Source organism: Paenibacillus sp. V4I3 (assembly GCF_030817215.1).
Taxonomy (GTDB): Bacteria; Bacillota; Bacilli; order Paenibacillales; family NBRC-103111; genus Paenibacillus_E.
Genome location: NZ_JAUSZA010000001.1, coordinates 2,951,005 through 2,970,365, shown reverse-complemented (window position 1 = coordinate 2,970,365; position 19,361 = coordinate 2,951,005). Strand labels below are relative to the sequence as shown.

Annotated in this window: 21 protein-coding genes, 1 tRNA gene and 1 riboswitch; of the genes, 9 read left to right on the top strand and 13 right to left on the bottom strand. The window is 43.9% G+C overall.

The window, feature by feature from the left end; all coding sequences use genetic code 11:
• Positions 1–42: 42 nt before the first annotated feature.
• Positions 43–192, top strand: a complete 150-nt coding sequence (locus QFZ77_RS13625; RefSeq protein WP_173185497.1) for a hypothetical protein — start codon at positions 43–45, stop codon at positions 190–192.
• Here QFZ77_RS13625 and QFZ77_RS13620 read toward each other — a convergent pair.
• Together QFZ77_RS13620 and QFZ77_RS13615 are read right to left on the bottom strand one after the other, a co-directional pair.
• Positions 170–685 (bottom strand): VanZ family protein, encoded by a 516-nt coding sequence (locus tag QFZ77_RS13620; RefSeq protein WP_307440301.1) that lies wholly within the window; start codon positions 683–685, stop codon positions 170–172. The two genes, QFZ77_RS13625 and QFZ77_RS13620, sit on opposite strands and share 23 nt — an antisense overlap.
• Before the next feature lie 16 nt (positions 686–701).
• A complete protein-coding gene (locus tag QFZ77_RS13615; RefSeq protein WP_307440299.1) occupies positions 702–989 on the bottom strand; it encodes a hypothetical protein in 288 nt (95 codons plus the stop codon).
• Positions 990–1,199: 210 nt separating this feature from the next.
• On the opposite strand from QFZ77_RS13615, the gene QFZ77_RS13610 reads away from it, so the two are divergent.
• A tRNA-Ala gene (locus QFZ77_RS13610) sits at positions 1,200–1,272 on the top strand.
• A gap of 286 nt (positions 1,273–1,558) precedes the next feature.
• Here the strand turns inward: QFZ77_RS13610 and QFZ77_RS13605 are convergent.
• From QFZ77_RS13605 to QFZ77_RS13595, 3 genes are all read right to left on the bottom strand, one after another.
• Positions 1,559–2,446, bottom strand: coding sequence for a prohibitin family protein (locus QFZ77_RS13605; RefSeq protein ID WP_307440296.1), 888 nt, complete (start codon positions 2,444–2,446; stop codon positions 1,559–1,561).
• 1,087 nt (positions 2,447–3,533) lie between these two features.
• Positions 3,534–3,797 (bottom strand): hypothetical protein, encoded by a 264-nt coding sequence (locus QFZ77_RS13600; protein ID WP_307440294.1) that lies wholly within the window; start codon positions 3,795–3,797, stop codon positions 3,534–3,536.
• A 418-nt stretch (positions 3,798–4,215) separates the two neighbouring features.
• A complete protein-coding gene (locus QFZ77_RS13595; RefSeq protein WP_307440292.1) occupies positions 4,216–5,385 on the bottom strand; it encodes an MFS transporter in 1,170 nt (389 codons plus the stop codon).
• 139 nt (positions 5,386–5,524) lie between these two features.
• Here QFZ77_RS13595 and QFZ77_RS13590 point away from each other — a divergent pair, with 139 nt between their 5' ends.
• The 4 genes from QFZ77_RS13590 (at position 5,525) to htpG (ending at position 9,004) form a co-directional block, all read left to right on the top strand.
• Positions 5,525–5,851, top strand: coding sequence for a winged helix-turn-helix transcriptional regulator (locus QFZ77_RS13590; protein WP_307440290.1), 327 nt, complete (start codon positions 5,525–5,527; stop codon positions 5,849–5,851).
• A gap of 45 nt (positions 5,852–5,896) precedes the next feature.
• On the top strand, positions 5,897–6,556 hold the full coding sequence (locus QFZ77_RS13585; RefSeq protein ID WP_307440288.1) for an NAD-dependent epimerase/dehydratase family protein: 660 nt from the start codon (positions 5,897–5,899) through the stop codon (positions 6,554–6,556).
• Between the two features lie 21 nt (positions 6,557–6,577).
• Positions 6,578–6,928: an MmcQ/YjbR family DNA-binding protein gene (locus QFZ77_RS13580; RefSeq protein ID WP_307440286.1), complete on the top strand. Its 351-nt coding sequence runs from the start codon at positions 6,578–6,580 to the stop codon at positions 6,926–6,928.
• Positions 6,929–7,123: 195 nt separating this feature from the next.
• Positions 7,124–9,004, top strand: coding sequence for a molecular chaperone HtpG (gene htpG, locus QFZ77_RS13575; protein WP_307440285.1), 1,881 nt, complete (start codon positions 7,124–7,126; stop codon positions 9,002–9,004).
• A gap of 50 nt (positions 9,005–9,054) precedes the next feature.
• On the opposite strand, the gene QFZ77_RS13570 is transcribed toward htpG, so the two are convergent.
• Positions 9,055–9,228 (bottom strand): hypothetical protein, encoded by a 174-nt coding sequence (locus QFZ77_RS13570; protein ID WP_261301978.1) that lies wholly within the window; start codon positions 9,226–9,228, stop codon positions 9,055–9,057.
• 83 nt (positions 9,229–9,311) lie between these two features.
• Positions 9,312–9,408, top strand: a riboswitch (cyclic di-GMP riboswitch).
• A 39-nt stretch (positions 9,409–9,447) separates the two neighbouring features.
• Here QFZ77_RS13570 and QFZ77_RS13565 point away from each other — a divergent pair.
• Entirely contained in the window at positions 9,448–9,639 is a 192-nt protein-coding gene (locus QFZ77_RS13565; protein ID WP_307440282.1) for a hypothetical protein, read from the top strand.
• A 184-nt stretch (positions 9,640–9,823) separates the two neighbouring features.
• Here QFZ77_RS13565 and nrdR read toward each other — a convergent pair whose 3' ends face one another.
• Positions 9,824–10,303 (bottom strand): transcriptional regulator NrdR, encoded by a 480-nt coding sequence (gene nrdR / locus QFZ77_RS13560; RefSeq protein ID WP_029199331.1) that lies wholly within the window; start codon positions 10,301–10,303, stop codon positions 9,824–9,826.
• A 117-nt stretch (positions 10,304–10,420) separates the two neighbouring features.
• On the opposite strand from nrdR, the gene QFZ77_RS13555 reads away from it, so the two are divergent.
• Positions 10,421–10,645, top strand: a complete 225-nt coding sequence (locus tag QFZ77_RS13555) for an alpha/beta-type small acid-soluble spore protein (RefSeq protein ID WP_307440278.1) — start codon at positions 10,421–10,423, stop codon at positions 10,643–10,645.
• A gap of 102 nt (positions 10,646–10,747) precedes the next feature.
• On the opposite strand, the gene QFZ77_RS13550 is transcribed toward QFZ77_RS13555, so the two are convergent.
• The 5 genes from QFZ77_RS13550 to polA all read right to left on the bottom strand — a co-directional run bounded on the left by QFZ77_RS13550 (position 10,748) and on the right by polA (position 16,722).
• The gene (locus tag QFZ77_RS13550; protein ID WP_307440275.1) at positions 10,748–11,326 is read right to left on the bottom strand and encodes a lytic transglycosylase domain-containing protein; all 579 of its coding nucleotides are present in this window, start codon (positions 11,324–11,326) and stop codon (positions 10,748–10,750) included.
• Positions 11,323–11,919, bottom strand: coding sequence for a dephospho-CoA kinase (coaE, locus tag QFZ77_RS13545; RefSeq protein ID WP_307440273.1), 597 nt, complete (start codon positions 11,917–11,919; stop codon positions 11,323–11,325). The genes QFZ77_RS13550 and coaE overlap by 4 nt, the downstream gene beginning before the upstream one ends.
• A 90-nt stretch (positions 11,920–12,009) precedes the next feature.
• Entirely contained in the window at positions 12,010–12,750 is a 741-nt protein-coding gene (locus QFZ77_RS13540) for an MntP/YtaF family protein (RefSeq protein WP_307440271.1), read from the bottom strand.
• Between the two features lie 97 nt (positions 12,751–12,847).
• The gene (gene mutM, locus QFZ77_RS13535; protein ID WP_307440269.1) at positions 12,848–13,708 is read right to left on the bottom strand and encodes a DNA-formamidopyrimidine glycosylase; all 861 of its coding nucleotides are present in this window, start codon (positions 13,706–13,708) and stop codon (positions 12,848–12,850) included.
• Between the two features lie 353 nt (positions 13,709–14,061).
• Positions 14,062–16,722 carry a DNA polymerase I gene (gene polA / locus QFZ77_RS13530; RefSeq protein ID WP_307440266.1) on the bottom strand — a complete coding sequence of 887 codons (2,661 nt, stop codon included), beginning with the start codon at positions 16,720–16,722 and terminating at the stop codon, positions 14,062–14,064.
• 133 nt (positions 16,723–16,855) lie between these two features.
• On the opposite strand from polA, the gene QFZ77_RS13525 reads away from it, so the two are divergent.
• The gene (locus tag QFZ77_RS13525) at positions 16,856–17,605 is read left to right on the top strand and encodes an HAD family hydrolase (protein ID WP_307440264.1); all 750 of its coding nucleotides are present in this window, start codon (positions 16,856–16,858) and stop codon (positions 17,603–17,605) included.
• On the opposite strand, the gene QFZ77_RS13520 is transcribed toward QFZ77_RS13525, so the two are convergent.
• Complete coding sequence (locus tag QFZ77_RS13520) at positions 17,591–19,360, bottom strand: GGDEF domain-containing protein (RefSeq protein WP_307440262.1); 1,770 nt, start codon at positions 19,358–19,360, stop codon at positions 17,591–17,593. The two genes, QFZ77_RS13525 and QFZ77_RS13520, sit on opposite strands and share 15 nt — an antisense overlap.
• Position 19,361 lies beyond the last annotated feature (1 nt).

The following is a 19,361-nucleotide window of genomic DNA, read 5'->3' as shown; positions in this document are numbered from 1 at the left end:
TGTAAACTAGATCTAACAGGAAAAGAAAGGAAGGTGAACCGTATGCAACCTACAGATCTATACGTATCCGAGAAGCTGATGCAATGGCAGCAGCAAGATTTGGAAAACGAAGCTCGCGAGCATTGGAAATGGAAATCGATTAAAAAAAGAAAAGTCTACATGCTTCTAACTAACTTATTCTTCTTCGTTTAATCCTAGTTCTTATCCAAAGAACCACTAGGACGAAGAGAACTGCCAGAAGTATACCCATGGCATCGACCGCAACATCAATCCCATGCCCCGTTCGACCCTTTACAAAAGTTTGATGCCATTCATCGGAAGCCGCATAAACTAACGAAATGATGGAGGAGGTGAGCAGTGCCATGACGACTTTTACAGGCTTCGCCAGCAGTGCTAAGGACCAAAGCAGGGCAAGGATAGCGAACTCGCTAACATGCCCTGCTTTTCTTATGAAGAACTCGATGACACCGATAGGGTCTTGCCATGAGATCTTTTGGTGGTCATAGGAGAACTCCCAATGTGGGAATATATTCATCAGTTGAACGCCCGCAAGCTTGGATTCCAACAGCGGCCGCAAGCTCTGCTGCTGATACGATTCTGCCGACTTTAAAAAAATAAACGCCATCCAAAGGACGGCAGCAGTCAAGAAAAAATAATAATAAAATTTCGAATATGATTTCGACATGAGTGAATCATTCCCCTTAAGGATTCATTTTCTTACGAATGCTGAATAAAGCAAAAAATTCAATAACCATCAGATTTACTGCGGATACCCCATAAAAAGCCATCCCAAACATCATGCGGAACGGATCATCCGTCACAGACTTCCACCAAAACGCAGCAGCCAACGTCATAACCATATTCAAAGCTGTCGTTATCCAGAAAGAGAATCCTAATCGATTCGTTTTCCGCATTAACCACACACCGATAACAAACGGAATTACAAAAGCTGCACCTAAGAAAACCCAATACAACACCGCATTCGACACTCTCCGTCACTCCCACACGATCAACTAGTTTATTCTAATAGGTTAGCATGAATAACCGGCTGAAAACAACGTTTGCCGCCCTTTGCAACAGAAACGTCAAATGGTTATGCATGGAAGAAAAACTATAGAAAAATTCTCCGACGCAGGGCTTGCTTGAGCTGGATAATTCATGTATAATACGAAAAGTCGACATTAATTGAACGACATTAAGGGGTCATAGCTCAGCTGGGAGAGCGCTTCGCTGGCAGCGAAGAGGTCAGGGGTTCGATCCCCCTTGATTCCATACTAGAAAAACGCGGTCCCTCGGGATCGCGTTTTTTTGTGTGGAGTCGGGGGAGAGAACCCCGCAGGTTCGCCCGCGCGGACGGAACGTCAGTGTAGGAGCACGGCGTTTATATCTACCACTGAGTTCGTATGCGTCGAATTTTCTTCGTCAGCCGTTTAAATCTAAATTCATACATCCCCTTTGATTCCATTGAGAATAAATAAAGCACATGGCCATTAGGTCATGTGCTTTATAGTGTCTCATAGTCCATTCAAATCACTATTACGACTCTCCTCTTATTAAATTACTTCTTAATAGTTTCAGTAGGCACTGGAGTTTTGCTTGGTAACATGTTAATCAAAGAACCGTTACCCCAAGCGTCAGGCACATCGCCTTTCCAAGACTCAAGGAATTTATAATCTACCAAGTCAGCAGTAATTGACTTTGCAAGCTCTATGTTACCCTTTGCTTTTTGTTGCGCAACATATAGATCAGCATCCGCTTTAGCTTTCGCCGCTGTAGCATCTGCTTCCGCTTTTACTACATTTTGTTGAGCATCGATCTTAGCTTTATCTAGATCGTTCTGAGCTTTCATTGCATTTTGTGCCGCAATTTGTTTCTGCTCAATAGACTGATTAAATGCATCGGAGAATGTAAAGTTAACAATAGAGATATCCCCTACTTGGATGTTGTATGCCTCTAGAGCTTTCTTTAATAATTCGTTTGTTTCTAATGCTACTCGTTCACGTTTAGAAATTAACTCCTCTGCACTGTACTTAGCTGTAACTTCTTTAAAGATCTCCTGTACGTGAGGATTAATGACTTTGGTGTCGTAATCTAAACCAACGTCATGAAGTAACTTATAAGCTACTCCTTTAGGAATTGTATAGTTAACAGCAACATGACTATGTACGGGTTGTAAGTCTTTAGAAGACGCTGCTGCGTCAGCTTCCGATTTTGCTACTTGCGTATTGACTTCTACAATGCTTGAGATGAACGGCCACTTCCAATGCGGACCCGGCTCAAGCACTGTCGGGTTAACACTACCTAGGGTTTTTCTGAACCCAACATGACCGTTCTCTACTGTACTAAACGCAGTCAAAATCAAAAGAAGTATCGCAACTCCACCGACTCCATATTTGATCCCTTTGGTTAAAGTCGATCCTTTTCTTGCATTCATACCTGTTTCCATAGTTACACTCTCCTGAATAGTGAATTAGTTTATTAGTACCGTAATCTCTTTACTTCAAAATCTATTCATCTAACTCCCCTTTAATCCATCTTTCAAAGCCCAAATTGCCACTTTCTAGCGATTTACAGATACAGAACACATATTCCATTCGACTGCACAACCCATCATGTGCCTTCTCTGCTTCTCTGCTTCTCTGCTGCTCTTAGCTGCTTAGGCTTCTTCTTCTCGCGCTTCGGTTTGTTCAATGCAACCACTTCATGGAGAGTTATTAACCGCACTTAAAAAGTGAAACGATAAGTACTATCCGTTGGGATCTTTCCAGACCGCTCCCACCCGCTGTATCCTCGACCTCTGCGTAAAAGGATCATTTCACCATTTAAATGCGGTTTGATTGGCAAAAAAAAAGGCACTCGTGTGGAGTGCTAAAGAACTTAATCGTGGATTATCATAGCTGAGTAAGTTACTGTAAATTCGTGAATTGATTCTGCATCTGGTGCTTTTGCAGTACCGTTTACTCTTTTTCAAATGTTTTACTAACTTCCTTGACATTTTATAGCGATTTCCTAGTTTATCAATTGCCACCATTGTTTTTACAGAATCATCGATACTACCGAATTCAGTAAAAGTCACTTGGAATCTATCGCCCAGCTCTAGCTTTTGGGGAGCCCTGGAACATTTACTATGAATTGGCTATAGCCTTTACTATATTGACCTCTTTTAAAGATGGCCAATCAGATTCATACATCCCCCTTGATTCCACACTAGTAAAAACACAGTCCTTCCTTTTGCGTCAACTCCTATCAAAGCACCTAGTGTCTTCCATGCTTGAATTGTCTTGAACGTTTGCTGTTTAGCCTCTCTGAGCCCCACTAAAAGCTGCTTATGTTCCTTTTGGATGCCCAAATCGATATAGTCAAGCATCCAGTTATTACTTTTCTACATAGGTTGGTGTATCAAAATTTTGGAGGAGATTGAATAATGAGTTACAACCAAGGTCATTATGTTAATCCACATCATCCACATCATCCACATCACCCGTATCACCCTCATCACCACTATCATCCGCATATGCATCATCATCCAGTGATCATTTATCCTGTTCCATATCCGCATCATCCTCACCATCCACATCACTATCCAATGCCTTATCATGGTATGCATAGTGGACAGTGGACCGGCCAACAGGGTGGATGGCAAGGGCAACATCAAGATCATCAAGGTAATTGGCAAGGTGGGCACAGAGGAGAACAAACTCACAAATAAATTGGTAACAGAGTCGGGCGAATTTCCCGTGCGGCTCTGTTCTCTTTCCATTAGGTTGCTTATCAAATGTATGGTTATCCATAAACATTAAAAAAATTCCTATTCACCTCTAACCAATTGTGATAGATTGATTTTATAACCAGTTGGAGGTATATCATTTTGAATCCTATCACCGAGAATTTCGTTAAGAAACATCAAACATATTTGTCCGATAACCCCAACGAACTAGAGAATTTCGGCTCGATCTATGAACATATGCTATTTTACTTAACCAGTATTCTGGGTATTGATGAGAAGCAAGCTTTGCAATGTATCCTTGATCTCAAAGCGGATATATCTTGTGATCTTCTTCCTTACATAGTTAAAAGTGAAATAATTTGAAAGCGGTTTAATTACCGATTCAATGTTAAAAGTTTTCAGGATGAAATGTTTAATTACTATTAGATTCCCGTTAGATGTTTAACAAGCATTACGTAAATTGTAAGGATGCGTGTGGAGGTTAAAAATCATTCGGGACGATAACTTTGAATCTTCTTCCCCATCCTAAAACTGACGAAGGCAGCCGCCAACCCGAGCGCTACAATGATACTTGCCATCCATGGATGATAGAAGACAGTCGAAGTCGCGTTCGCCATCACTCCCCCCGCTCCAGCTCCCACAGCTAATCCCAAATGAATGATGGATGTATTCAAGCTGAGAACGAGATTGGATGACAGCGGCGCTTGTTGAATAAAATACGTTTGGATAGCTGGACCGGTCACGAACATGGAGAACACCATAAGGGCGATTAACACTAAACTGATAACTAATGATTCTATAAAAAAAGGCAGTAGAGCTAGAGCTGCTACATGAACGATAATACTCAGCGTAATGACGCGAGCCGCTCCCCATCTATCAACGCCATAACCGCCTAAACGAGAACCGATGGCTCCGAAAATACCGAAAACAAGCATAATGATACTTATGTTGGAGGCTTTCACATGAAGGACGTCTTGTATAAATGGCGTCAGATAAGTAAATAAAATCGAGTTACCTGATTCCCTAAAGAAAGTGAGGAACAAACCGCTTACGATGATGAGACTTCCCAACACTTTAAATTGCTGCCCGAATGGAACCGGTGCGTCCCCCTCGATTTCTGGTAGAAGGCGGAAGATTACGAAAGTAATTAACAGGCTGAATAATCCTAAAATAATGAAAATGGCTTGCCAACTCCACCAGTTGGTAATGGCAATTCCAATTGGGACCCCTAAGATCATAGCGCTGCTAAACCCAAGAACGATCGTGCCGATCGCACTTCCTAGTTTCTCAGCAGGCACTAATTTGGCAACCGCGCCAAACACTACAACAAGATAGACGCCTGCGCTTACCCCAAGAATAATACGAGAAACCATGAAGACCGAAATCTCTGAACTCCCAAAAGAAGCCAGGCAGCCTAAGATAAATACAGCCAGTGAGCCGAGCAGCACTTTCCTGCGCCCCATCCTGGAAGTAAGTGACACCACGATGGGGGTTCCAATCGCAAACGCAAGAGAATAGGCTGTGATTAGCTGCCCCGCAAGAGCGATAGAAATGTTTAAGTCTTCAGCGATGACGTGAAGAATTCCGGCAACAACCAACTCCGAGGTCGCCGTTAGAAATACCCCCAGGGCAAGGATGTAGATAGACAGTCGATTCATTCGATTCATTCCTTTCTGCTATTCCGTGATCGTTTAATTGAAGTATAATAATGTTACGATCTTAATGTAAGAAGGCAAATTATTTGGACATTATCCAAGCATTTTGACTAACTAACTATAAGTAAGAAGGTGAAGCTACGTGGAACCTCTACAAGAAGAAGGGGATGACTTCTCTAACATCTGTTCCGTATTGACCATACTTGGTGCGAAATGGGCGTTTCTAGTGATCGCGGAGCTATCTAAAGGCCCGAAACGATTTAAACAGCTTCATAGAGATTTAGCGATCGTCAAGACACAATCCTTAACGGATGTGCTGCGGCATTTAGAGCAGAACGGGATAGTTCTACGTCAAGTAACTCCAACTGTACCCATCATGGTAGAGTATTCATTAACGGAAAAAGGAATTGATTTTCAGACCGCTCTCAAAGAAATGGATAAATGGGCCAAGAGATGGGAAAGCAAATAACCATTAACGTAATTTCGATACAATTGAAGTGAAAGGTGTGATAGATTGAACGTCCTTCTTTTCGGAGCTACGGGCATGGTCGGACAGAGCGTGCTGCGCGAATGCCTCCTCGATCCTCAAATTCAAAGTGTGCTAACTGTAGGTAGAAACACCACCGGTCAGAATCATCCCAAATTGCACGAACAGGTACATGCTAATCTTCTGGATCTAACTGACATTGAGCATAAACTATCGGGCTTCGATGCTTGTTTTTTCTGCCTTGGTGTCTCTTCCGCGGGTATGACCGAAGACCGCTATCGGGCTATAACCTATGATATTACGATGCATGTTGCCCAGACATTAGTGAGATTGAACCCAAACATGTCGTTCTTCTATGTAACAGGAATGGGAACCGATAGTACGGAAAAGGGTCGCAGTATGTGGGCGCGGGTTAAGGGAAAAACGGAGAATGATTTGCTTAAACTGCCTTTTAAGGCAGCTTACATGTTCCGTCCAGGAGGTATTCTTCCATTGCACGGCGTCAAGTCCAAGACTAAACTGTACCAGAGCATTTACACCATATCGAAACCTCTCTACCCTTTGTTAGAAAAATGGTTCCCGAATTCGATTACGACTTCAGAAAAGATCGGACGCGCAATGATAAAAATTGCCAAGCAAGGTTTTCCAAAATCAATCATCGAGAGCAGTGATATCTATCTCATTTGAGAAGAATTCGGGGAGACAATTATGGTTACTGCTGATGAAATTAGAAGCATCGCGTTGTCATTTCCGGAGACGGAAGAACATGACCATTGGGACAAACCTTCCTTTCATGTACGCAGCAAAATTTTTGCGGTCATCCAACCGGATGGTGTATCACTCGTAATTAAAACGACCAAAGAGGATCGAGTTGCTTACACCACGATGGATCCTGATGTTTATCAGATGCCGGAAAGCTTCCAAAACTTAGCGTTCATGATTGTTCGAATGGATCGTATCCAGCGAGATGAATGTCGTAATATGCTTATGCTTGCCTGGAGCCTTGTAGCTCCTAAGAAGGTCTTTAAAGCTTTTAATGAAACTTTGGGTTTTAAATAGCAATAAAATAAAGATTGCCCCTATCCGGTCTTTCACGACCAGGTGGTTGGCAATCTTTTTTCATGTTCATATATCGAATGAAATATTGACAATAAAATTAAGGAGTGTTATAAAAGTAAGGAATGGCACTCAGCAACTGAGAGTGCTAATAATCATCTCTGACTAATTTCTACATATTTGAAAGGAGATCTCCCATTGGAAAAGAAACAGTTTCAAGCTGAATCCAAGCGCTTATTGGAAATGATGATCAATTCGATTTATACGCAAAGAGAGATATTTCTAAGAGAGCTTATCTCCAATGCCAGCGATGCTATCGACAAAATTTACTACAAAGCTTTAACCGATGATACGTTGGTTTTTGACAAAGATAGTTATTTTATTAAAGTGATTGCCGACAAAACGAATCGCACACTCACACTGCGTGATACTGGTATTGGTATGACGAAGGAAGATTTGGAGAATAACCTGGGGATCATTGCGAAGAGCGGATCTTTGGCCTTTAAAAAAGAAAATGAAGCAAAAGACGGCCACAATATCATCGGCCAGTTCGGTGTTGGCTTCTATTCAGCGTTCATGGTTGCAGATGTTGTTACGGTTATTAGTAGAGCTTTAGGCAGTGATGTTGCTTACAAGTGGGAGTCCACTGGCGCTGACGGCTACACGATCGAAACGGCGGAGAAAGATGCAGTGGGCACGGAAATCATCCTGAAAATTAAGGATAATACGGAAGATGAGAACTTCGACGAGTTTTTAGACGAGTATCGTTTAAAAGCGATCATCAAAAAGTACTCCGATTTCATCCGTTACCCTATTAAAATGGACATTACCGGGAAAAGGCTGAAAGAAGGCAGCGAAAGCGACTTCGAGGATTACCAAGAAGAGCAGCATGTCAACAGCATGGTTCCAATTTGGAGAAAAAACAAAAGTGAACTGACTCAGGAAGATTACGAGAAGTTCTATCACGAGAAACATTACGGCTTCGACAAGCCGCTCAAACATATTCACGTCAGCGCAGATGGAGCTGTAGTCTATCAAGCTATCCTCTTTGTCCCGGAAAATATACCTTTTGACTATTATTCCAAAGAGTATGAAAAAGGCTTGGAACTCTATGCTAATGGCGTATTGATCATGAACAAATGTGCGGACCTGCTTCCTGACTATTTCAGCTTCGTTAAAGGAATGGTTGATTCAGAAAGCCTATCGCTCAATATTTCCAGAGAAATGCTGCAGCATGACCGTCAATTGAAGCTGATTGCCAAAAACATTTCGAGCAAGATCAAAGGCCAGCTGCAAAGCCTGCTGAAGGACGAAAGAGAGAAATATGAGCAATTCTACAAATCCTTCGGCCGACAGCTCAAATTCGGCGTCTACAGCGATTACGGAAGCCATAAGGACCTCTTGCAGGATCTATTGATGTTCCATTCCTCCAAGGAGAAAAAGCTGGTTACGCTGGACGAATATGTGGCAAGAATGCCGGAAGATCAGAAGTACATTTACTACGCTTCTGGAGAATCGATGGAAAGAATCGATAAGCTTCCACAAACAGAGTTAGTCACTGATAAAGGCTATGAGATTTTGTATTTCACTGATGATATCGATGAGTTCGCGATCAAAATGATCATGACCTACAAAGAAAAAGAGTTTAAATCCGTTTCAAGCGGCGATCTTGGTATTGAAGTGGATGACAACCAAACGGAAACCGATGCTGACAAAAATGACAACAAAGAGCTTTTCGATTATATGAAAGACCTGTTGTCCGGCAAGGTTACAAACGTAAAAGCATCCAAGCGTCTTAAAAAGCATCCTGTATGCTTATCAACGGACGGCGATGTGACGATCGAAATGGAAAAAATCTTAAATGCGATGCCGAATAATCCTAACGTGAAGGCTGAAAAGGTACTGGAAATCAACATCAATCACGAAGTATTCGCATCCTTAAAAGACGCTTTTGACAAAGACAAAGAAAAGCTGAATCTTTATACGGCCCTGCTGTACAATCAAGCGCTCTTAATCGAAGGATTGCCCCTACAAGATCCGGTTGAATTTACGAACGATATCTGCAAAATCATGGTTTAATACGATTAAAGCACTACAACCATTATGTTGTAGTGCTTTTTTTTATACAATCAGCCACTTTTATAGTCGGGAAAGGTTTCCTTTACCTCATATTGTTTCTTCGAGTCCGAGTTTGCATACACATAAGCCAATAAGCGATCTTGATCAATTCCGAGAGAGCTAGCAACTTTTACGATATCTAATTCATAAGAAATGCTTGGAATTTGATTGGACTTGACGGACATATGCTTCAACCATCCTTCGAATAATGTAATTAATGGAAACTCAATCCGTAAATATGATATAGTTTTCTTACAAACATAAATCGGTACGATAAAGGCAAAACCACTGAAAGGTGGTGACGCAAAGCTAAAGGGACTAAAATGGCATTCTATGAATGTCCAAAATGTCAGCCAGCTACCGCCTCCGTCCGATTCATGTAGTAAGACTAGGAGGGAACAAAGATGATGGAAAAAATTACGATGGATGGTAAAATGAGTTTGGATGTACAGCAATTGATTGATAACTTGCATCTTCCAGAAAGTGATCTTTTGGACATGTTCTCCTTTAAGTTTGATAACAACGTTTTAACCCAAGATGAAGCTATTCGGTTTATTCATTTTCTCAGAAGTGAACTGGACAAACGCACTCAATAAAGGAATTATGCACGAAAGCATACAAAAATACAGTCGGTTGATGTCTAAAGATTTATTTTTTTCAAATAAATTTTAATCGCATGATTGTTGATTTCATGGGAAAAAATGAGAAAAGACAACGGGAATCCCGATGTCTTTTTCTTATTTTTTGTCATATTTAGAGATGAAATTATTAATTTTAGCATTATTTATCCCGGAGCAGTCCGGTGTCATGCTTTCCCAATATTTGTGTTAGCTCCTTCAGGAACATATTAATGTCCTTAAACTGACGGTATACGGAGGCGAAGCGAATGTACGCCACTTCATCGACGGGGTACAGCTGTTCCATGACGATTTCGCCAATGCTTAAACTATCCACTTCAGCATGAGCCGTGGTGCGAAGCTGCATTTCCACTTCAGATACCATCATCTCAAGCCTCTCCATCGATACCGGCCGCTTCTCACATGCTCGAATCAAGCCTCTTAATATTTTCTCTCGACTAAATTCTTCCCTACTTCCATCTTTCTTAATCACGATTAACGGAGTTTCTTCCACCATCTCAAATGTGGTGAATCTTCTCGCGCATTTCTCACATTCTCGACGACGACGAATCGATTTGTTTTCATTGGCTGAACGTGAATCAAGAACTTTCGTACCGGAATAGTCACAGAACGGACACTTCATTCGCTATCTCTCCTTTCTCTTCTTTCTCTTCTTTGATCTATTACCATATGTTACATGTCATGAACTTAGGAGATATGCACACAATACTATTACCAAACGACAAGGAGGTGAACAGACATGGGCGCAGGACAAAACCGTAACAGCAATACTTTAGTTGTTCCTCAAGCTAACGCAGCCTTGGATCAGTTAAAATACGAAGTAGCTCAAGAGCTAGGTATCTCCATCCCACAAGATGGTTATATGGGTAATATGGCTACTCGTGATGCTGGTGCCATTGGTGGTAACATCACTCGTCGCTTAGTACAAATCGCTGAGCAATCCTTGGCTGGTCAATTCAAGTAATCTTGAATCCTAGCTACTGAAGCTCAAAAACAGGAAGTATTGGACTCTAAGCCCCCAAAAGGAGCTAGTCCAATGCTTCTTTGTTTATGGAGAGAAGAAAACCTAATCTTTCTTTCCCCATTGCTGAGAATATAGCTTCGTGTATTTCTCATAATAATAGAGCACCCGCTGTACATAATGACGTGTTTCTCCGAATGGAATTTGATTAATATGCTCTTGCGAACCATCCCAAACGTCATTTTGCTTCCATTTATTCACATTCCCTTGACCTGCATTATAAGCTGCAATCGCATAAATTAAATTACCATTATAATGCTTCTTTAGCCAGCTCAAATACCAAGAACCAAGATTAATATTTACGTCCACTTTTAATAATTCGTCCTGCACATGAGGCCCTAAATTCGTGGATTCTACAATCCACTCTGCCGTGTCAGGCATAAGCTGCATAAGACCTAATGCGCCTTTGCTTGACTCCAAATGATATTTGTAATTCGTCTCCACCCTAATAATCGCAGCAATTAAAAATGGATCTATATTGTGTTTCGCCGCGCTCTGCCTAATTTCCTGCTCAAAGTAGATTGGGTACAGCTTTCTTCCGATAAAATCGCTATTCATAAAGAGAACTAGAACAAAACAAACAAGAAGCAGGGCAAAAACTCGTTTTTTACGTAAAAAGGTCATGAAAGCCCCTTCCCTAGCCAAAACTGCTCCACTTCAGCGTTAGTTTCTTCCCATGTACCGCTGTTGTCAATGACAACATCTGCGAAATTACGTTTCTCCTCAATGGACATCTGAGCATCTATGCGATTATTCGCCGCACTTTCCGTCAGTCCATCTCGTTGCATAAGCCGCTTCAACTGTACCGCACGTGGCACATATACAACCATAACTTCTTGAAACATGAAGGATAAATTAGATTCGATTAATAAAGGGACATCGACCACAACAAGCTTGCCCGGAAATTGCCGTTCAAAGGCTTCCATCTGTTCACGCATTTGTGCACGAATTGGCGGATGCAGAATACTTTCCAGCTGCTTGCGTGCCTCGGTATTACCAAAAATGATCTCGCCAAGCTTCTTGCGATGAAGCGAGCCGTCTGCCTGAAGAACAGCTTGTCCAAATTGTGCAGCAACCTGTTCAAGAACAGGGCTGCCGGGCTCGACGACATCGCGTGCTATGGTGTCCGCATCTACTAATAGGGCGCCGCGGCTAACCAGCATGGCGCTAACCGTGCTTTTGCCGCAGGCGATTCCTCCTGTTAACCCGATATTCATGGGCATATCTCTCCTAATCGTTTTCCACTTGGAAAACTTTCTCATATCCCAAGGATTACGAAATGAATGTCTTCCTAGTACAAGGGCGTGCTATAACATTTTCAAAAGACCCATGATAATGAGTACACATCCCGGAAGTACAGACAGTTTCTTCATCCAATTCATCTCCGCATACCGTAAACCAAACCGCAAACCTAATGCAATAAATGAACCACTTGAAATCGAAATGACGGAAGCCGTTAACAGTGGAACGAAACCAATTAATGCTGCGCCAATGCCTGCACCGAACGCATCTAAAGATAGCGCCAAACCAAGCAATGTAGCCTCTGAAGCTGAAATATTACCCGATTTGTCAACGTCAGCAATGGATGGTGTTCGCAAAATTTGAATAACCAGTCCGAAGCGTTTCAGCTCGATATTCAGTATTTCCTTCGTTCGCTGCAAAGTATCAAACGTGAGAATCTCTCCAGAACCCGGATGCCCGCCCTCTGGGGAGGGAAGGACACTGCTCACCGATGCTTGATCTAATGAGGAGACGCCTGGCTCCTGATGATCCTGAGACTTCTGTTGTCTCGTTTGTGCCAGTGCCCAGATGCCAATCCCAATCAAGATGAGAGCACCGATACGCTTAGCTACCAAGGGAGACATGAAGGAAGACATCAGTACACCGATCTGCATCGAGCTGTAGATAATGATACCAGACCAAAGCGATATAATCCCAATGGATAGGAGCGGAATTCGTATTTTACGTAATCCATACATCACACCGACGCCGAAGCCATCCAAAGAAACTGCGAAAGCAAGAATAAGCAGTGAAACTACAGGAAGCATAATACCCCTCCTAAGAGTTTTACCTAGAAACTAGCTTATAAGCCGTTTATCTAGGCTAAGTACTCCATATCATATGGGAAGGGGTGGCTTCACGTGCCTATTTCTCTGACTTCTTTCGGATTCTAGTCTGCTTTAACGGTTGACAGGTTGGGCAAATATGCGTTCCTCTGCCGCCAACGACGGTTTTGTAGATCTCGCTCCCGCATGTTTTACAGGGCTCGGACTGTCTGCCATAAATGTTCAGTTGATGCTGGAACAAGCCAATTTCGCCTTGTCCATTCACATACGATTTGATGGAGGATCCTCCAACTTCAACCGATTCACTAAGTGTACGAATGATGGCTGAGTGAAGGAGTACGAGCTCCTTCTTGCTTAGCGAGGAGGCTTCACGCTCTGGATGGATGCCAGCCAAGAAAAGGGACTCGTCTACATAAATATTCCCAATACCCACGATATATTCTTGATTCAACAGCAGTGGTTTTATCTTCGTCGAACGATGAGCGATCCGGTCTTGAAAAGCCTCGAAGGTGAAGGCTTCATCTAGCGGTTCAAGTCCGAGCTTATGCAGCGGAGGCTGCGTAAGCTCTTCGCCCTTAGGGAACAGATGCATCGTTCCAAATTGTCTAACGTCCTTATAGCGGAGCTCGCTGCCGTCGGTGAAGCGGAACAACACATGGGTGTGCAGCTCCAACGGATCTTCACCGTCATACAGACCGTACCGTCCTTCCATCCGCAGATGCGAAACCATGACGTAATCGGTAAATATGAAGCGCAGAAATTTCCCTCTGCGTTCTATCGTCTCAACCGTTTGACCTTGCAGCAGAACCTCAAACATATGAATATCGTCCGGCTTTTGGATGATGCGAGGCAGTCTGACCTGAACATGCTCAATCGTTTTACCGGTGATTAAATTGTTCAGCGTACGTCTGACCGTTTCGACTTCAGGTAGTTCAGGCACTGATGTTCACCTCTTTTGTGTGTTGTTGATTGTCCGAGCGGGAGATGGAGAGGCCGATAGTGCCAGATTGGCTCGCTCAGCGGCTACATCCACCGGGTTGACCGATTTTAGGTGCTGAGAGGACCGAAATGTTCCTCTCAGCAACCCGCAGCCTTGCCGGTACCGCTGAGAGCGCCGATTTGGCCCGCTTAGCGGTAAAATCCAACGGGTTCACCGATTCTCGGTGCTGAGAGTTTCCGTTAACGCTGTTATTCAACGTTATCATACCTAATCTAGCAAAAATATAGGAATTAGCGCTGAAAAACATGTTTAAACTTAATCGGGGGCCACAGTTTTAAGTACAAGTGCATTAATTACTTAGCATCGTACCAAGTAAGGCCGAAGTCAACATCTGCGCTCAGCGGGACATCCAGCTGAAGGGCTGCAGCCATGACTTCCGGTACGACGCGGCGCATGGTCTCAAGTTCCTCTTCTGGGACTTCAAAGACGAGCTCATCGTGTACTTGAAGCAGCATGCGGCTTTTAAGTCCATCTTGTTTCAAACGGTCAGCCATCTGGACCATGGCTAGTTTAATGATATCTGCAGCCGTACCCTGTATTGGCGTATTCATGGCTGTTCGTTCAGCAAAAGAACGCAGATTAAAGTTCGATGCCGTGATTTCGGGAAGATAGCGGCGGCGCTGCAGCAAGGTCGTGACATAACCGTCCCTGCGAGCATCCTTCACGATCTCATCCATATATTTGCGAACCCCCTGGAATACAGCAAAGTACTGTTCAATGAACTGAGCTGCATCCCTGCGGGTAATGTCTAAGTTCTGGGACAAGCCGTAGTCGCTGATTCCGTAAACGATCCCGAAGTTGACGGCTTTGGCCTGGCGGCGCATGTTCGCGTCGACGGCGCTCTCTTCCACCCCGAAGACGTCCATGGCCGTCTTCGTGTGGATGTCCATATTCTGAAGGAACGCTTCCTTCAGATTGTCATCCTGCGAGATGTGCGCAAGCACGCGCAGCTCGATCTGCGAGTAATCCGCAGCAAGAATGTACCATCCAGGCTCGGATGGAACGAATACCTTGCGGATCTTACGACCTTCCTCCAGACGAATAGGAATATTCTGGAGGTTCGGGAACTGGCTGCTGAGCCGGCCCGTAGCGGCAATGGTCTGCCGGTAATAGGTGTGCACCTTACCGGTCTCAGGCCGCACCTCTTTAAGCAGCCCCTCGACATACGTCGATTGCAGCTTCGCGAGCGAACGGTAGTTCAAAATCTCCCCTACGACTTCGTGGTAGGGCGCAAGGCGCTCAAGCACCTCGGCATCCGTCGAGTAGCCGGTTTTGGTCTTCTTCCAAGCTGGCAGCCCCAGCTTCTCAAACAAGATCTCGCCAAGCTGCTTCGGCGAGTTGATGTTGAACTCTACGCCGGCGAGTGTATAGATGCGGGTCATGATCGCATCCAGCTTGCCTGCAAGCTCCACGCCGAACGCTTTGAGCCCCTCGGCATCCAAAGCAATGCCGCGCAGCTCCATCTCCGCGAGTACGCCAGCGAGAGGCAGCTCAAGCTCGTAGAAGAGGCTATGCATCTCGCTCTTCTCCAGCTCTTCGCGCAGCACCGGCACGATGCGCGCAATAGCCATCGCTTTGCGACCCAAGTGGTCGCTTAGCGCAGCAAGCTCAGGCAAGCGAAACTTCGCCCCCTTGCCGAACACTTCCTCGTCGGTCTTAACGCCCGGCAGGCTGTATTTGCCCGTCAAGCCGCTCAAGCTAAGATTCGACTCTGTCGGATCGAGTAAGTAAGCGGCCAACAGAGCATCGAAATCCACACCTTTGAGGTGGATGCCTTGCCAAGCCAGCACCAGCTGGGCACGGTGCTGGTCGAAAAGCTGCTTCTTCTTGGAATCATCGCTAAGCCAAGTACGCAGCAGCTCGCCAGCTTCACTCTTCAGCAGCGCTAAGGGCACGAAGTAAGATGTATTCATTTCCCCATCATACGTAAACCAGACAACGCCTACACCCGCAGCTTGATGCGGATTTCCCCCTACAGCCTCAACATGGATCGCGGCGCTATCGCCTATTTTGCCGATCAGCTCGCCCATGTTGACTTCCGTCACAACAACCGCTTCCAAACTCTCAACAACCTGATCCTCTGCCTCGCTGCTTGGACCGAAATCCATCTTTTCAAGTAGGGATTTGAATTCCAGCTTGCGGAACATACTGGATAAAGCTTGTCCATCAAAGCCATCGTAGCGGAAAACATCCCACTCGGTTTCCATCGGCACTTCGCGGAAAATTGTCGCAAGTTCCTTACTCATGATGGCGTCCTTCGCATGCTCCTCCACTTTTTCTTTCATCTTGCCTTTGAGGCTGGCCGAATTGGCCAGTACTTCTTCCACGGAGCCAAACTCATGTAACATCTTGAGAGCCGTTTTTTCTCCAACACCCGGAATGCCAGGAATATTATCTGACGTATCGCCCATCAACCCTTTGAGGTCGATAATTTGCGCAGGCGAGAGGCCGTATCTCTCTTTTATTTCAGCAGGATTATAAAGATCAACTTCGCTAATTCCTTTACGTGTGATCGCAACGGTCACATGCTCGGAAGCCAGCTGCAGCATATCCTTATCTCCCGAAACGAGAAGCACCTTCTCGCCTCTTTCATCAGCTGCCTTAGTCAAGGTTCCAATAATATCGTCAGCCTCATAGCCTGTCAGCTCAAACTGTGGAATCTTGAAAGCTTTAAGCAGGTCTTTGATCAGCGGAAACTGCTCGGACAGCTCAGACGGCGTTTTGGCACGTCCACCTTTATATTCCGTATATTCTTTGTGTCTAAACGTTATTTTCCCAGCATCGAATGCAACGAGAAAATGCGTAGGCTTTTCTTCTTCTATTAATTTCAGCAGCATCGTTGTAAATCCATAAACCGCATTCGTGTGTAAACCACTAGAATTACTGAGCAAAGGTAAAGCATAAAAAGCTCGATTCGCGATAGAGTTACCATCAATAATAATAAGCTTATCCATAAGTTCGCACCCCGATTTTTGACATACTTCCTTCATCATAGCATACGAAATTAAAATAAAAAAACGGTTCCGCACATAAACATGTATGGAATCCATTATTCAATGGGCCGGTCTTCAGAAGGAGGTTCTCCATATGAGCCCTTTTTTCTCACCAATACGCAAAAAGGTTATTTTTTTCGATATGAATAATACGATCCTGGATCGCAGACAATGCTTTGATTCGGCATTCCTTGAAGTCATGAACGACTTTACAGCGAGGTGGGATCCGGGCGAAATGCTTTTTACAGCCCAAGAAGCCCTACAAAGCTATAAGATGGAGTGGAGCCGTCACCGAAAGGCACCGATACGGAGTCCCATATCCCCTGATGAGCTGCGCCACATTTGTTTGCGTAAAGCTCTTCAGCCAATGCCAGTGAACGTCAGTCCTGCTTTTACACGGTCTTTTTTCGAACAAGTGGAAGAACAGGAAGATAACTTTGTTGCTCTCTTTCCCGGTGTTGAAGACACACTTGAGGTGTTGTCACAAAACTATAAACTGGCTATCATTAGTAACGGTAATCGGAAAAGGTTGCAGAGCAATTTGGAGAAAATGAAACTCACCAGGTGGATCGATCAAGATCGTTTATTTAGTTCAGAGAAGGATGGACCGCGAAAGCCGCACCCCGCTATCTTTGAGAGAGCCCTAAAGACGATGAGCACGGCTTCAAACCAAAGTGTTATGGTCGGAAATTCGTGGCGTAATGATGTGGTGGGGGCCGCGTCAAGCGGCATGGATGCGATTTGGATACATCCGGGGAATATCAAGAAAATATCCGAGCGCCGAATCGGCAGACAGAAAGTCATTATTATCCGTTCTTTTAAACAATTGTTATACACTTTCTAATTCAAGTCCATTTAAGCCAATTTTTTCGAAATAATAAATACTTCCTTGATGCGCTTTTGCTTTCTTTTTGAGTAAGGCGGCAGTTTGGGAAATGTGTTCGAGTGAAATGGGAGATTCGCAGACACAGACGACTAAAGAGAGCGAAAGCGTAACTCCCTCGCTCTTTATCTTGTTGCCGCTCCGATCCCATACATACTCCCAATCCTCATCCTCATAAAACATCTGCACACCTTGTTCGAAGCGGCGAATGATTTCCTGACACAGTTGTTTGGGAGATAACGTGGCAGAAATCGCGATAAAATCATCGCCTCCCACATGCCCGACAAAATCATGCGGTGTCCCACAAACCGCTATGGATTGCTGCATAACATCCGCTGTATATTGAATCAGTTGGTCCCCTTTTTGAAATCCAAACCGATCATTGAACCATTTGAAGTAATCCAGAACCGTATAAACCACAATAAACGGTTTGTTCTCACTAATCCTCTTGTTCAATTCGCGATTGATTTGCAAATTCCCTGGCAGCCCTGTTAGTGGATTGGCCACACGCGCAGATTCCATTCGTACATTCGTTATACTCTCAAGAATCGTTCTGATGGATGCTACTCCTCCCATCTTCCCATTGCTTGTAACGATGACTAGGTCGTATAAATGGTTTATTGCGCGTGAGGTAGCCATCTGTGATACTTCTTCAACAGGTATAAACTCGTCCACGATTAGCGGCGATTCATCCATAATGCTGTCAATAGTTCGATTCCAGAATAAGGAGAAGGCGTATTGACCGGTTAACTGTTGAAATAACCGATCTCTCATCATGAGGCCAACCGGCACTTCTTCATCCACGATGACAGCACCCACTGCCTCTTGATTTTTTTTGAAGTAATCAGCCACTTCCGAAATCAGTTTTTTCTTGTCAAACACTTTCACAGGAGTTTTCAGGTCGCCAATGCTCCAAGTCATACTGCCTTCTTGTACTTTACGATGCTGCCAAATCAACATTTTATGGATGTCCTGCACTTTCGCGGGAGATTCATTTGGCTTTCCAAGCAAATAGCCTTGGGCATAATGAACGCCGAGCCGTGTTAATTTGGTTAGTTCATCCGCATGTTCAATGCCTTCAGCAATAAGGGAAATATTCATTTTATGAGCAAAAGTAACAAACGTTTCAAGGATATATTCTTTTACTTTGTTTTTATGTATATTTTCTATGAGTGAACGATCAATTTTAATAAAATCAGGTTGAAGTTCCGCAATCGCTTGTAGGGAGGAATACCCCGCACCAGCATCATCTATGGCAATTCGATAGCCTTGTTTACGGTAATGCTCCAGAATTTTTTGAGCTAAGGAGAAATCCTCAATCGAACTTCTTTCCGTAATTTCAAAAACGACATTGCTTGGGCGGAGTCCGTATTTCTGCAAAATCTCAAGCGTTTTACCAGGAACAAACCCAGGATCGTAAAGCACTTGGGATGAAATATTGATAAAAAGCAACTGCTGCGGATGCTCTAAAATGGATCCTTTAATCGCTTTTTCACGAGCAAGCTGCTCAAGCATATAGAGCTCACCTTGCTGTTCTGCGAATTGAAACATAGCCAAAGGTGAATGAAAGGGACTATCTTTGGGGCCTCGCGTTAACGCTTCATACCCCATTACATGACCATCCTGCAGCGAGATAATAGGTTGATATACGGAATATATGTACTCTTTATCTATCATTTTAAAGAATTGTTCCAACATTTCTGACTGAGTATTCATG

Bases quoted from the DNA above. Each gene is read 5' to 3' on its own strand.
- QFZ77_RS13565 (WP_307440282.1), top strand. From the start codon at position 9,448: ATGATGGAAAAAATTACGATGGATGGTAAAATGAGTTTGGATGTACAG.
- QFZ77_RS13625 (WP_173185497.1), top strand. From the start codon at position 43: ATGCAACCTACAGATCTATACGTATCCGAGAAGCTGATGCAATGGCAG.
- QFZ77_RS13540 (WP_307440271.1), bottom strand. From the start codon at position 12,750: ATGCTTCCTGTAGTTTCACTGCTTATTCTTGCTTTCGCAGTTTCTTTG.
- QFZ77_RS13595 (WP_307440292.1), bottom strand. From the start codon at position 5,385: ATGAATCGACTGTCTATCTACATCCTTGCCCTGGGGGTATTTCTAACG.
- polA (WP_307440266.1), bottom strand. From the start codon at position 16,722: ATGGATAAGCTTATTATTATTGATGGTAACTCTATCGCGAATCGAGCT.
- QFZ77_RS13570 (WP_261301978.1), bottom strand. From the start codon at position 9,228: ATGTCCGTCAAGTCCAATCAAATTCCAAGCATTTCTTATGAATTAGAT.
- QFZ77_RS13525 (WP_307440264.1), top strand. From the start codon at position 16,856: ATGAGCCCTTTTTTCTCACCAATACGCAAAAAGGTTATTTTTTTCGAT.
- QFZ77_RS13520 (WP_307440262.1), bottom strand. From the start codon at position 19,360: ATGAATACTCAGTCAGAAATGTTGGAACAATTCTTTAAAATGATAGAT.
- QFZ77_RS13600 (WP_307440294.1), bottom strand. From the start codon at position 3,797: ATGTTTATGGATAACCATACATTTGATAAGCAACCTAATGGAAAGAGA.
- QFZ77_RS13555 (WP_307440278.1), top strand. From the start codon at position 10,421: ATGGGCGCAGGACAAAACCGTAACAGCAATACTTTAGTTGTTCCTCAA.
- coaE (WP_307440273.1), bottom strand. From the start codon at position 11,919: ATGAATATCGGGTTAACAGGAGGAATCGCCTGCGGCAAAAGCACGGTT.
- QFZ77_RS13605 (WP_307440296.1), bottom strand. From the start codon at position 2,446: ATGGAAACAGGTATGAATGCAAGAAAAGGATCGACTTTAACCAAAGGG.
- QFZ77_RS13580 (WP_307440286.1), top strand. From the start codon at position 6,578: ATGGTTACTGCTGATGAAATTAGAAGCATCGCGTTGTCATTTCCGGAG.
- nrdR (WP_029199331.1), bottom strand. From the start codon at position 10,303: ATGAAGTGTCCGTTCTGTGACTATTCCGGTACGAAAGTTCTTGATTCA.
- QFZ77_RS13550 (WP_307440275.1), bottom strand. From the start codon at position 11,326: ATGACCTTTTTACGTAAAAAACGAGTTTTTGCCCTGCTTCTTGTTTGT.
- QFZ77_RS13620 (WP_307440301.1), bottom strand. From the start codon at position 685: ATGTCGAAATCATATTCGAAATTTTATTATTATTTTTTCTTGACTGCT.